Source organism: Streptomyces sp. NPDC102451 (assembly GCF_044765485.1).
Lineage (GTDB): Bacteria > Actinomycetota > Actinomycetes > Streptomycetales > Streptomycetaceae > Streptomyces.
The window spans coordinates 1-12083 of sequence record NZ_JBIWKD010000031.1; the positions used below are offsets into that span (position 1 = coordinate 1).

The 12083-nt window shown below is 67.6% G+C and carries 13 protein-coding genes and 1 pseudogene; 7 read left to right on the forward strand and 7 right to left on the reverse strand.

What is annotated here, in order from left to right; translation table 11 throughout:
• Positions 1-242 precede the first annotated feature (242 nt).
• Positions 243-532, reverse strand: a pseudogene (locus ACIRD8_RS36435) (transposase family protein); the annotation flags it as partial.
• Positions 533-567: 35 nt separating this feature from the next.
• Between ACIRD8_RS36435 and ACIRD8_RS36440 the strand changes: the two are divergent.
• Together ACIRD8_RS36440 and ACIRD8_RS36445 are read left to right on the forward strand one after the other, a co-directional pair.
• The gene (locus tag ACIRD8_RS36440) at positions 568-1044 is read left to right on the forward strand and encodes a hypothetical protein (RefSeq protein WP_404001656.1); all 477 of its coding nucleotides are present in this window, start codon (positions 568-570) and stop codon (positions 1042-1044) included.
• Positions 1045-1078: 34 nt separating this feature from the next.
• A complete protein-coding gene (locus ACIRD8_RS36445) occupies positions 1079-1636 on the forward strand; it encodes an alpha/beta hydrolase (RefSeq protein ID WP_404001659.1) in 558 nt (185 codons plus the stop codon).
• 568 nt (positions 1637-2204) lie between these two features.
• Here the strand turns inward: ACIRD8_RS36445 and ACIRD8_RS36450 are convergent.
• The gene (locus ACIRD8_RS36450) at positions 2205-2783 is read right to left on the reverse strand and encodes a TetR/AcrR family transcriptional regulator (RefSeq protein WP_404001662.1); all 579 of its coding nucleotides are present in this window, start codon (positions 2781-2783) and stop codon (positions 2205-2207) included.
• A gap of 93 nt (positions 2784-2876) precedes the next feature.
• Here ACIRD8_RS36450 and ACIRD8_RS36455 point away from each other — a divergent pair, with 93 nt between their 5' ends.
• Together ACIRD8_RS36455 and ACIRD8_RS36460 are read left to right on the forward strand one after the other, a co-directional pair.
• The gene (locus ACIRD8_RS36455; RefSeq protein ID WP_404001665.1) at positions 2877-3323 is read left to right on the forward strand and encodes an anthrone oxygenase family protein; all 447 of its coding nucleotides are present in this window, start codon (positions 2877-2879) and stop codon (positions 3321-3323) included.
• A 100-nt stretch (positions 3324-3423) separates the two neighbouring features.
• Positions 3424-3849 carry a DUF4267 domain-containing protein gene (locus tag ACIRD8_RS36460; RefSeq protein ID WP_404001668.1) on the forward strand — a complete coding sequence of 142 codons (426 nt, stop codon included), beginning with the start codon at positions 3424-3426 and terminating at the stop codon, positions 3847-3849.
• 38 nt (positions 3850-3887) lie between these two features.
• Here ACIRD8_RS36460 and ACIRD8_RS36465 read toward each other — a convergent pair whose 3' ends face one another.
• Complete coding sequence (locus ACIRD8_RS36465) at positions 3888-4340, reverse strand: DUF5959 family protein (protein WP_404001671.1); 453 nt, start codon at positions 4338-4340, stop codon at positions 3888-3890.
• Positions 4341-4461: 121 nt separating this feature from the next.
• Positions 4462-4986, reverse strand: coding sequence for a MarR family winged helix-turn-helix transcriptional regulator (locus tag ACIRD8_RS36470; protein ID WP_404001674.1), 525 nt, complete (start codon positions 4984-4986; stop codon positions 4462-4464).
• 174 nt (positions 4987-5160) lie between these two features.
• On the opposite strand from ACIRD8_RS36470, the gene ACIRD8_RS36475 reads away from it, so the two are divergent.
• Positions 5161-6375: an FAD-dependent monooxygenase gene (locus tag ACIRD8_RS36475; protein WP_404001677.1), complete on the forward strand. Its 1215-nt coding sequence runs from the start codon at positions 5161-5163 to the stop codon at positions 6373-6375.
• Positions 6376-6546: 171 nt separating this feature from the next.
• On the opposite strand, the gene ACIRD8_RS36480 is transcribed toward ACIRD8_RS36475, so the two are convergent.
• On the reverse strand, positions 6547-7095 hold the full coding sequence (locus ACIRD8_RS36480; protein WP_404001680.1) for a recombinase family protein: 549 nt from the start codon (positions 7093-7095) through the stop codon (positions 6547-6549).
• On the opposite strand from ACIRD8_RS36480, the gene ACIRD8_RS36485 reads away from it, so the two are divergent.
• A complete protein-coding gene (locus ACIRD8_RS36485) occupies positions 7094-7360 on the forward strand; it encodes an integrase core domain-containing protein (RefSeq protein ID WP_404001771.1) in 267 nt (88 codons plus the stop codon). The genes ACIRD8_RS36480 and ACIRD8_RS36485 overlap by 2 nt on opposite strands.
• 51 nt (positions 7361-7411) lie before the next feature.
• Positions 7412-8122 carry a hypothetical protein gene (locus ACIRD8_RS36490; RefSeq protein ID WP_404001683.1) on the forward strand — a complete coding sequence of 237 codons (711 nt, stop codon included), beginning with the start codon at positions 7412-7414 and terminating at the stop codon, positions 8120-8122.
• Positions 8123-8170: 48 nt separating this feature from the next.
• On the opposite strand, the gene ACIRD8_RS36495 is transcribed toward ACIRD8_RS36490, so the two are convergent.
• Complete coding sequence (locus ACIRD8_RS36495) at positions 8171-8815, reverse strand: SMI1/KNR4 family protein (RefSeq protein WP_404001685.1); 645 nt, start codon at positions 8813-8815, stop codon at positions 8171-8173.
• 340 nt (positions 8816-9155) lie between these two features.
• Positions 9156-12002: a Tn3 family transposase gene (locus ACIRD8_RS36500; RefSeq protein ID WP_404001688.1), complete on the reverse strand. Its 2847-nt coding sequence runs from the start codon at positions 12000-12002 to the stop codon at positions 9156-9158.
• Between the last annotated feature and the right edge of the window lie 81 nt (positions 12003-12083).

The window sequence follows — 12083 nt, forward strand, 5'->3', positions numbered from 1 at the left end:
AAAGCTCCTGGCGGACTGGTGATCTTGGTCGTGAACCCGTCTACCAGGAGCTTTCTTCATGCCCGCCGCCGGGGCTGCCGGCCCAACCACCCGTCGGGTTGGAAGAGGTTCAATGTCCCAAAGATCGTGCCTGCTACGCCCACCGAGCCAATCAGGGCCACAGTGATTTCCCCGTCCATGAGCGTGATCATCCCGCACGGGGCTCTGCTGCACACTGGATCTGCGGGAACTCGTCAGGGCATCTTCATGGGTGGGTCTGGGGCCTTCGGCCCGAGGTGGTCGATGATCCGGTCCGCCGCCGACTTGGACACCCCGAACAACGGAGCGAGCTGGCGCATGGTCAGGTTCGTGCGCCAGTACGTGGCCACCAGCAGGGCCCGGTCCTCCAACGGCAGGCCCCACGGCCGTCCCTTGCAGACCGCGTCTGCACCCTCGCGCCGCAGAAGTGTGACAGCTTTCCGAACTGCCGCGGGCTCAGCCCGGTGAACGGGGCCATCCAGGACGGCTCGGACGCCGTGATCACACCAGCCACAGCGAGATCGTCTCAAAGCTCGACGGCATGGCACCATGACCGGCATGTCAGGTCAGGTCTGGGTGTCACTCATATCGCTGGGCGGCGTTGTCCTCGGCGGCTCGTTGTCCTACCTCGTCCAGCACAGAACTCAACTCTCGGCGGAACGCGCTGAACAGCAACGGCAGCAGCTCGCCTTGTCGGAGTCCCGGCGCGGGGAACGGCTGGCGCTGTTGGAGCGGTTCGTCGAGGTGGGGGCCGAGGCCGAACGTTCCGCCTTCAGTCGGCCTTCCGAGTGGGAGGACACGGACGCCTGGTTCCTCACGACCCGGGACGTCATGAACAGGCTGTGGGTTGCGGAGCGGCTCATCCGCATCCAGTTCCCTCTGCCGGTGCACGACGCGGCCCGCGCGTACTTCCTCGACCTCAACCGGACGGTATGGGAAGGCTTGCCCGACGGTGAAAGCGTGCGCGACTACCTGGAGGACAACCGGCTGGCGTTTCTGGACGCGGCTCGCGCGGTCATGGGATAGCGCACCGCCGTCCCCCGGAGATCAGCTCATCGCCGTGGAGGCGCCGGAGCGGGTGCGGTCGCTGACCGCCATCGCCTCCTCGCCGCTCGGTGCCGGCGAGGGCCAGGTGCTCCTGCGGGCGCTGATGGGCCGGCCGCAGCCCGAGGGCAGCCTGCCGGAGCCGGAGTTCGTGGAATTCTTCCGCGCGCTGATGGCCGCCCCGCCCGCCCGGGACCGCCGCGCACTGATCGACAGCATGATCGCCGAGCAGCGCGTGCTGCACGGCACCGGGCTGCCTTTCGACGAAGACGCGGCGCGCCGACTGCAGGAACGCGTCCACGGCCGGGCCCGCGACCTGTCCGCGGCGGCCAACCACCGGCTGGCCGCGGGGGCCGGCCCCGACTTCGAGCCGGTGGACGCGCTGCACCGGGTGCAGGCTCCCACCCTGGTCATCGAGGGCAGCCACGAGCCGGTCAAACCGGGGCACGGCGCGATCATCGCCGAGCAGATCCCGGGGGCACGGCTGATGACCGTGGCGGGCATGGGGCACACGCTGCCGCCGGAGACCCACCAGGAGCTGGCCGACGCGATCCTCACGCACACGGCAGAGTGAGGAAGTCCGTTGCGGGGTGTCTGTGTTGCCGCCGTCGAAGTGGCCGACTCAGCGCTTCGGCGCCGTGCTCGGCGTCATGACGGACGGGCTGTCCTTGCCCGAACGGCCGACTGCCGGCGAGGTCCTGCGCTACGGCGCGGGGCTGCGCGGACTGGACGGCGGCTGGCGGGCGCGGGCGGCCACCCGCGGCACGCGTTCCTGCACGTGTCCGCCCCGGACGAGGAGCTCACCCGACCGGCCCTTGGATGCTCTCGCCCGCGGTGGTGCGCGGCGGGGCGGTGCTGACGCGCAGGGTGTGGCCCTGGCCGCGCTGCACGTACCCCGGCCGGGCGGGCGAGGCCCGCTCTGCGGGCACCAGTTCGGCGGCGCGGAGGCGGTCGGAGACCTTGCCGGGCCGGGCTCATCGGCAGGCAGCGCCTCGCTCGCGGCCGGCCGCGCAACGGCGGGCCCCGGTCCAGCGCAGGGCCCGCCGCGCGTACGAGAACCGGGTCAGCCCGCTCGCGACGACCAGACCATGATCGTTCTCGGCGATACCGGGCTCAGGCCCTCGTGCCGGCCGAGCCGTGCATCAGACCATGGCGAGCCGGTCCACCAGCAGTTCCACCCTTGGCTCGGCGTCTTCCGGTAGCAGCCGTCCTGCCCGGGTCAAGGTCGCCAGCCCGTGCAGGGCCGCCCAGAACACCTCGGTGAACAGCGCCGGGTGGACGCCGTCCCCGGCGACCTCGCCGAGGGTCTCCAGCAGTGCGGCGAAGGCGTCCTTCAGCGGCTCGGGGGTGTCCTCCTGCGCGTACGCCAGGCCGCCGTCGAGCTGGAACAGGGCGTCGTACACCGCCGGGTTGCGTACGGCGAAGTCGAGGTAGCCGCGAGCGAGGGCGGTGACCCGCGCACGAGGTCCCTCCGCGGCGGAGGTCGCGGCCCGCAGCGCGACGGCCAACTCGGCGGCGCCTTCGAGGGCGACGGCGCCGATGATCTCGCGCTTGCCGCGGAAGTGGCTGTAGAGGACGGGCTGGCTGTATTCGATGCGTTCGGCGAGCCGGCGGGTGGTGACCGCGTCCCAGCCGCTCTCCTCGGCGAGTTCGCGGGCTGTCGCCAAGATGAGGCGTTCGCGCTCCGCCCGTTCGCGCTGCTTGCGTTCCTGTACCGACATGATTCGATCCTAGCACCGCTAGACAATCGAGCGGCACCAGTACTAGCGTTGCCTCATCATCTAGCAACACTAGATTCGAGAGGGCCGGTCGTCATGTTCAACGCACTTGAGGTGTTCACCACTGTGGTCGTCGGCGTGATGGTGGGGGTCGAGTTCTCCGTCGCCTTCGTCATGAACCCGATCTTCAACGCACTCCCCGAGGACAGTGGCCAACTCGGCCGTGCACACGGGGGCCGGATGCTCGGCGCCGTGATGCCGGTCTGGTACATCGGCTCGCTCGTCCTCGTCGCGGTCTGGGCCATCGCCGGATGGCACCACCACGGCACCGGCCTCGTCGTCACCGCCGGCGCGCTGTTGATGCTCAGCGTGGTCATGTCGATCCTGCTGCTCGTCCCGATCAACAACCAGGGCAGGACGTGGACCCCTGACAACCGGCCGGCCGACTGGAAGCAGCAGATGAACCGCTGGGACCGCTATCACTACGTCCGCGTCGCCGTCATCATCGCCGCCTTCGCCCTGCTGGTCGTCGCCCTCACCTGATACCGGTGCCGCCCGACATGCGGCTCAGCAAGCTCCACCTGCGACTCAGCAAGCTGCACGAAGCCCACCGAGCCGACGAAGACCCGCAAGGAGAAGAACAATGTCGCTGAAGAAGCTCAACACCGTCATGGCCGCCGCCTTCATCCTCTTCATCCTCTGGTTCGGGACGGAGTTCATCCTGAGCCCGGAGACGACGGCGCCGGGCTTCGGCCTGCCGGGCCGGCCCTCCGGCGGCGGCGACGGCTTCCTGATCATCAAGGGAATCCGCGACGTCGTCCTGGCCCTGGTCCTGGGCATCCTGCTGGTGACCGGCCACCGCCGGGCGCTGGGCTGGGTGCTGCTGGTGGAGGCCCTCGCCGCGTACGGCGACATGACCACCGTGCTGGCCCACCACGGCTCCGTGGCCACCGCGCTCGGCGTCCACTGCCTGACCGCGACGCTGATGGTGGTCAATGGCCTGCTGCTCATGCGCGAGACCCGCGAGGCCGCGGCCGCTCCGGCAACGCCCGCCCCGCAGCCCGCCTGAGGTGCGCATCGGGTGGTGATCCGGACTTCGACCGCAGTTCAGCGCCGCCACTCATGGGCGCCCGGTGAAGACTCCAGCACTTCGCTCGGCCACTCCTGCAGCACCTGCCCGAGCAGCTTTCGCTGCTCATCGATCCAGCCCTCTTCAAGACTCATGGGAAGGAACACGGAGACGCATGAACTGCCCAGATCTTCCACACGGACAGCGGCAGTCTCATGCTCCTCGTCGTACGGCTGGATCTTGATCTCAGGGCTGTGGTCATCGTCCCTCCAGCAGATGTCCCGACCGGCAGCAAGCAGGTCCAGAGCACGGGACCACTCCTCCAGGCCGGAAGGGAACAGGGTCATGGCCAACCGGCCGCCGACGAAGCTGCTGCTCACCATGACCTCTGCGTCGAGCTGGTCGTGAAGATGCAGCACACCCGGCGACTTACGCCCCAGCACACGCACCCGGAAGCTGTTGTCGCCGTCCGAGAGGTTGATCAGTTCCACCCTGCACCCTCTGCCCTGTTCTCTCACATCTGTCAGAGCTCAGGGTCTCGGAACCGGATCAACGGGCACAAGCGGGTTGTCCCCGCCTCATCCGTCAGGACTTCTCAGGGCGGGCCGGGCGTCAGGCATCTCCTCCCCCTTCTCCCTCCTCGTCGAACCGGTCCAGCCGTGCCATCACGTCGTCGGCGAGACGGGTGAGGAGGCGGCCGAGGTCGTCGCGGTCCTGCTGCGGCCAGTCGGCGAGCGCCTTGGCGAACCAGCTCAGCAGGGAGGTCACGTAACGGTTGGCGGCCTCCGTACCCGCTTCGGTCGGTTCGATGAGGCTCGCGCGGCGGTCGTGGGGATCGGCGACGCGCCGTACGAGGCCTCGTTTCTCCAGGGCCTGAACCTGGCGGGTGACGTGCGGGCCCACGACCTGCATGCGGTCGGCGATTTCGCCGATCCGCAGGGGCTTGTCCGCAGTCCGGAGGGACACCAGCACGCCCACGGCAGGGCGGTCGAGGGCGAGGCCGGCCGCCTCGGTGGCATGCTCGATGAGCCGGCCCTTGGTGAGAGCGCTGCTGAGCTGGGTGATCCGGGGCAGCACGGCGAGCAGGTCGGTGGGTGGGGGCCCTGGTGTGGGAGGCCCTGTTGGCTCGGTCGTCATGACGTCTCCATTTGCATACCTAAGTTAGGTATCTATATAGTCGAGCGTGGTCGGCGTCGATGGCGGCGCCCTATGGCCCACATAAAGATACCTAAGGTACGCATCTTTGCTGTGCGTGCCATGCGTACCGCCTTCGTCGCCCCGGGGCCCGCCCCGGCAGAGAGGTGAGAAACCATGATCAAGAAGTCTCGTTCCGCCCGCCGCGTACTGATCTCAGGAGCCAGTATCGCGGGCCCCGCGCTCGCGTACTGGCTCGACCGGTACGGCTTCGAAGTGACCGTCGTCGAGAAGGCCGCCGCCGTGCGCGGGGGCGGCTACGCCATCGACATCCGCGGCACGGCCCGCGAGGTGGTCGACCGCATGGGCCTGCTGCCGCGCCTGACCGAGGCGCACGTCGACAGCCAGCGGATCACCTTCATCGACGCGGTGGGCGAAACGGTCGGCTCGGTGCGGCCCGAGCAGTTCACCGGCGGAGAGGCGGGCCTGGACCTCGAGGTCCGGCGCGGTGACCTGGCCGACGCGCTCCACACGCCGGTGCGGGAGCGGGTCGAGTTCCTCTTCAACGACTCGATCGCGACACTCGACGACGCCGGGGACGCCGTACACATCGTCTTCGACAGCGGGATACGCCGCACGTTCGACCTCGTGATCGGCGCGGACGGACTGCACTCGAACACGCGCCGGCTGGTCTTCGGTCCCGAGGAGCCCTTTCACCACTACCTCGGGCACGTGTTCGCCGGCTTCACACTGCCGAACGAGTTCGGGTTCGCGCACGAGGCCGTCATGTGGAACGAGCCGGGACGCGGCGCGGTTCTCTACGCCCACGAGCCGTCCGACCGTGTGCACGGCTTCCTCACCTTCGCCAGCGACATCCCGCCCTTCGACGCCTTCCGCGACCCGCGGGCCCAGCGCGACCTGGTCGCGGCGCACTTCCCCGAGCAGGCCTGGCACGTGCCGCGTCTGGTGGAGGGCATGCGGGAGGCCGACGACCTCTTCTGCGACATCGTGAGCCAGATTCACATGCCCAGGTGGTCCCATGGGCGCGTCGTACTGGCGGGGGACGCGGCGCACGCCACCTCGTTCCTCTCCGGTCAGGGCTCCAGCGTCTCGCTCGTAGGTGCGTACGTCCTGGCCGGCGAACTCGCCACACATGCGGACCACGCCGAGGCCTTCGCAGCCTACGAGCACCGGATCCGGCCCTTCGCGGAGCTCAACCAGGCGCTGGCCACCACCGGCGGCGCGGTGGTCACGCCCAGGACGCGCGAGGAGCTCGATGCCCGCAACGCCTTGGTGCGCGACCCGGAGGCGGCGGCGAAGGAGCTGGCAGCGGCGAGTGCGCACGAAGGACGCGCGGCGCACTCGGCGCTGACGCTGCCCGACTACCGCTGATCGCCGTTACCGGTCTCCTTCGCACACGGGCACACGGGCACACGGGCAGCGGCTTCCTCGGCCGGCTGCTGCCCGCACTCGCCCTGCTGACCGCCGGCAGCGCCTACCTGGGGTATCGCCGAGATACGGGTCAAAGGGGCAATGAGTTGATCTTGGAGCCCCGGTGACCCCTCAGCCCTCCTGTTCATCCTCGGCGAGGATGCGGTAGACGGTGGCGACCGAGGGCCGCTTGCCCTGGTTCTTGCCCGAGGTAATGACCAGCTTGCGGGCGATCTCGGGGACGGAAACCCCGTTGGCCCGCAGGGATCGGGCGTAGTCGGCCATGTCGTCGTCGACGACCTTGGGGCGTCCGCCGTGCCGGCCGCGCTCGCGGGCGGACGCCTGGCCTTCCAGGGACTTCTCCCGGATGTATTCGCGCTCGGACTCGGCCATGCCGGCGAAGAACGCGAAGAGGGCGGCACCGTGGCCGGAGGGGTCGTAGACCCCTTGGAGGGGGCCGGTGAGGAGTTCGAGCTGGATGTCGTGGTGGCGCAGGTCTTCGGCGATGGCCAGGAGTTCGGCGGCGCCGCGCCCCAGACGCTTCATCTCGTGCACGGTGAAGATCACCCGCTGGTGGGGGACGGCCTTCTTGATGGTGCGGGCGAAGTCCATCGCCTTGACGAACTGGGGCCGGACCTTGATGCGGGTGCTGATCTTCTCGGAGTACACGTCCCGGCTCATGCAGGAAACCTGCCGTGAGCTGGACATCCGCCAGTCGATGGGCCGGACCGGATCCTGCTACGACAACGCTGCCGCAGAGTCCTTCTTCGGTAGCCTCAAATCCGAGATAGGAAGGGAGACTTGGCCGACGAGGGCCGAGGCCAGGGCGGACACGTTCCAGTGGATCACGTACTACAACCACCGCCGTCTCCACTCAGCCATCGGCTACCAGACGCCGCACGAGGAACGGCAACGAAGAAGCCACCCCCTCACACTCGCGGCATAATCGGACGTGTCGGCCCCAAAGGGGTCAGGTCACATCGGTCTCACCTGGGACATGACGGGGTTTGTCGATGTCGATCTCGATCTGAAGGCGAACGCCGACTTCGGCTCCAGCGGTGACGAGCTCAAGGTGCGCTGCGACGACCTCGTTCCCGGGGGTAGTACACCGGGCTGCGTGCTGCCGTACTTCACCCCGGTCTACACCGCCGACACCAATCTCTACCCGGCAGCCGGTGCCTATTACTGGCTGATGCAGCACAGGATGACCGGCATCCCGGGCACAGGCGATGCACCCCTGCATTACCTTGGCCCGGACACCACGGTCAAGGCCGACGACGGCTCGACGTGGACAAGCGACGACAGTCGAAAGGTGGTGTGCCCGGACTCCTGGACACGGCATTCGATGGACACCGCATTGGGCTCGCCGACCTGTGACGAGTTTGCCATGGCCTCCACCCATGAGAGCGGCGGCTTCCCTGGCGGTGCCAACGAGGTAACGTCCGGCGACCAGTGCGCGCAGCTCTACGCAGCCCCATCCGGATCCACCTTCGGAATCTTCGCCGATACCCGGGAAGATAAGAACGGCCCTGCCAGTCAGGAAAAGTGCGGTAGGGCCACCATCCCCGGTGATCAGAACTCCGGGGTGTTCAGCAAATTCCCGGCTCCCTCGTGGCGGATGCTGGACAACGACGCGTTCTACCTCAGCAACCCCGGCTTCGAGCACTGTACTTCCACCACCACTTGTGCCTGGAAGCAGGTCAGCTAGCTCTATCTGATGTGTGGGGGCGGGCTCGACCTGCCGCCCCCACATGCCTCACTCAGTAATCGGCTCCCACAACGCACGTTCCGCAGCATTACGAGGCGGCCCCCATACCAGAACGCCGTTTACCAGACCAGGCTTGTCACCAGTTGCCAGGGACGGCACTTCAAGAACGTCGGCCATCTCCTCCAAGTAGGCGGTGAGCGACTCGAACCTAACAGTCCGCTCGGCGTACTCGCTCCAGTACCACAACCTCCCCGATTCGACGTCCAGGCAGAGACCAGAGAGGCAATCTACCCCGAAAGAGCAGAAGGGGATCCACGCTGCACGCCACATGGTGAATTCATTACCGCCTCCCCTCTGGCGGTTCAACTCATCCTCGCGTCGTTGCAGCAGCATCTTCTGCCGGTGAACGCTGAGAACCGCATCGAAGTCCATCAACGCACCCTGGCCCAGCATGAAGCTCGCCAGTGGATCGGGAAGAAATCCGGAGTGTTGACGCCATAGGGCTTTTAGCCCCTCAGGAAGTCGAACCCCCAGTGTCTGCTGCAAGGCCGCGACTTCCGCCTCGGATGCACCGGGCCGAAGCTTAGCCAATGTCGCCGGAGCGTGTTGATACAACCACGACTCGATCCGCTGCCAGGCGTCGACCACCTGCCGTTGTTCGATGACCTGCGCCCGCTGTATGTAGTCGTTCACAGCTGACACGGTACCGGTCAGGGCAGGCGCAGTCCGGCCCATAACCACAGTGGTACCAGGCGACGTTGGGGGTGCCGGGCCGCCCAGTTGAAGCTTTTCGTCGGGGGACAAAGCCCGGCAGGCCGGGCGTCCCGATCTGCCTGCCTTGGAAGACTAGGTCATCCGTCAGGTGCTCGGCCGTCTCCCGACATGTCCACTCCAATGAACCGGCTGTCGCGTACCACGCCTCCGCCTCCGAGGGAGCCGGCCGCACCGTGGCGAGTGCGAGTTGCACCGCGCCGGCCAGGGCGTCGGCTCAGGCGCCGTTCGTGCGGGGCCGAGTGATCATGATCTTCGAATGTCATCCGGGCACGGTAACGTGCACGCCCAATCGCCGCATTACGGTTTGGGTAACGTCCCTGACCGCCCCACTGCGGCGCCACGAACGGCTGTCCGAGCGCCTCGTGGCCGCCTGCGCGGTTACCCCGGCTGGTCGCTCGGTAGACGGGTTTCGCCCAGGTTCCCCAGCGCTACCGAGAGCTGATCCTCTACACCACGACAAGCGACATGGCCACGCATGGACCCCACGGAGAACCTCTGAACTTGAGGGTGCACACTGGTCAAGCAGTCCTGTCGACCCCTTCAGTTCCGCCGCAACAGCCCTTCGGTAATCATGAACTTGTGGCCTCCTCCTGGGCATGAGATCGAAGCCCAGCAGGTGCGCTAGCGCGAACACCGGCTGGGACTGGCCCTGGGTGTCCGCGTGCACGGTGGTCGGTTTCACCTCGGAGGAGTTCTTGAGTAGGCCCTCGATGATGTAGACGGCCTCCCACACCCCGCACGGGATGAAGTGCGTGAACAGTGCGACGTAGGTGTCGGAGATGTGGTGGTAGGCGATCCCGCCCGGCTTCCCGTACCGGACGGACGTCTCGGCGAGCAGATTATCGAGGTAGGTGTCCATGTGGGTGCCGTCGGCGGCCACCGTGGTGCCGTCGCCCCACGCCTGGGAGATGTCCAGACGGGCGTGCGCGTTGACCAGGTCGGCGATCGCCTCGTTCAGCAGCACGATGGAGAAGTGCCGGTTCGCCGTGTACGCCAGCTCGTGGCCGGAGACTCCGGGGATGTGCCGGGCGGCCTCGTACGGGCCCATGTTGGTGCCCTTGACGAAGGTCGTGATGACGTAGCGGCCGAAGGGATCGTCCAGCTTCGGCTCGTTGCCGGAGGCGGGGCCGAAGCGCTGCCACCAGTCCACCCAGTACGCGGTCCGGGCCACGATCCCCATGAGCGACCGCTCCGGCATCCGGGCCTTGATCTCCTGCTCCAGGCGCCTCGCCGAGGGCCGCTGTCCCTCCGAGCGGTGCGGCTTCAGTGACGGGATGCCGGTCTCGGGGTCGATGACCAGACCCTCGTTGTCCGGGTACCCGGCGTCCGCCGTCGCGGCGGCCGCGGTGAGCTTGTCCTCCAGCTGCCGGCGGAAGGAGACCGCGTCGAACGCGGCGGTCTCGCCCTCCTCGCACAGGCCGACCTCGACCAGGTAGGAGCCCTGCTTCTCCTTCACGACCTCCCAGTCCAGCAGCTGCTTGGACCAGTCCGCGTACTCCTCCGAGCCGACCACCGCGACATCACCGGTACGCAGTTCCTCGACGAGCGCGGTGAAGACCATCGCCTCGAAGTGCTTGCGCACGAACTGCCCCGTACGGGTCTTGTCGACCACGGCCTTACGCCAGTTCTGCGTGGCGAAGGAGATGTCCACCTCCTTGCCCTCCTCGTCGAAGGCGGTGATGTACTCGCCGCGGGCGCTCTGGTGCCGCTGGGCGTGCGCGAGCGCGTCCAGCACCCGCCGGTCCTCGGACGTCTCGGTGAACTCCAGCTTCTCGGCCAGGTCGAACATCACCGCGCGGTCCCGGCCGATCTGCCCGTACAGCAGCACCTCCCAGAAGTTGCCGTGATGGGCCGAGACCTTCTCGATCTGCTCGTACTGCCCCGCGAACCCGCCGAGTTCCTCCACCGCCCTGATGACGGCGCCGAGTCCGCCGGCCTGCACCACCAGGGCCTTGGCCATCGCCAGGATGGCCGGGGATACCTTGCCGTCCAGCCGCTGGCCGACCTCGTCCGCCGACGCCTCGTCGTCCAGGCCCTCCAGGGCGTGGCGGACCTCGGCGGTCATGGCCGCCGCCTTCTGAACGGCCTCCTGGGCAGGGCCATCGGCGTCGATGTTCTTGAGCATCGTGCGGTAGTTGCCGATCAATGCCTCAACGATCTCCCGTTCGGCGAGCCGGATCTTCTCCAGCTCGTCCTTGGCCTTCTTGATCTTCGTCGCGACGCGCTTGCAGAACATCGTCGCCAGGTCGTCGCGGACCCGCATCCTCGCTTTGTGCGTCAGACACGCGATCAGCGCGATCTGCTTGATGGGCGCGTAGTCCCGCAGCTCCGAGGCGTCCGCCGCGTCCGCCTCCCCGGCGAAGTCGGTGATCTTCCCCGTGGCGACCGACTTCATCCACACCGACGTGTCGCCGAGCTCGTCGACCCACTCCAGACGCTTGGCCAGGTTCTTGAAGTGCGACCAGGTCGGCCCTTTGGCGGGCTTTTTCAACCCGTTGAACAGCGTCGTGCCGTCGCTGTCACGCTCCTCCAGCAGTCGCAACAGCCCGGCCCGCTGAACAGGGCTCATGCGGTCGTGGATGCCCTCGCGGATCGAGGCGTTCACCTCGGTGCGGATCTTCGAGGCCATCTTGTCGAAGGTGGAGAACCCGGGCAGTTCCAGCCCGGCCTCCACGACCTTCTCCAACGCGATGTTGATCAGATCCGCGGGCCGGTTCTTCGCTTCGGCCTCCTTGCGGATCGACCGCTCGGCGATCCGCCGGGCCTCGCCCTGGTCGTACTTCACGCCGACCTTCTTTCGGACCAGGCCCCGGTGGTGCTTGGCGGTCCGCTCCGCCCGGTACAGCGGCAGCGTGCCCTCCGGCAGCTCCACCTGCCGCCGTACGAACTCCACCACCTGCTCCGGCACGTCCTCCAGCGAGGGGAAGCAGCCCATGCGCTGGTACGACTTCAGCACCAGCAGCAGGGCCAACAGATGCTCGTCACCATCCGTGGCATCGGCCGCCCACTGAAGCTCATCGCGAGTCGGCGAGAAGAACAGATGCAGCTCATGCGCGGTGATCAGCCGCTTGAACCGCGGGTACGCGGTCCGCTCGATCGAGGTCACAATCCCGCCCAGGCCCCAGACGACAACAACATCACGACCAACGACACTGAGCCGAACGAGTGACGGGCCGAGGTGCTCAAG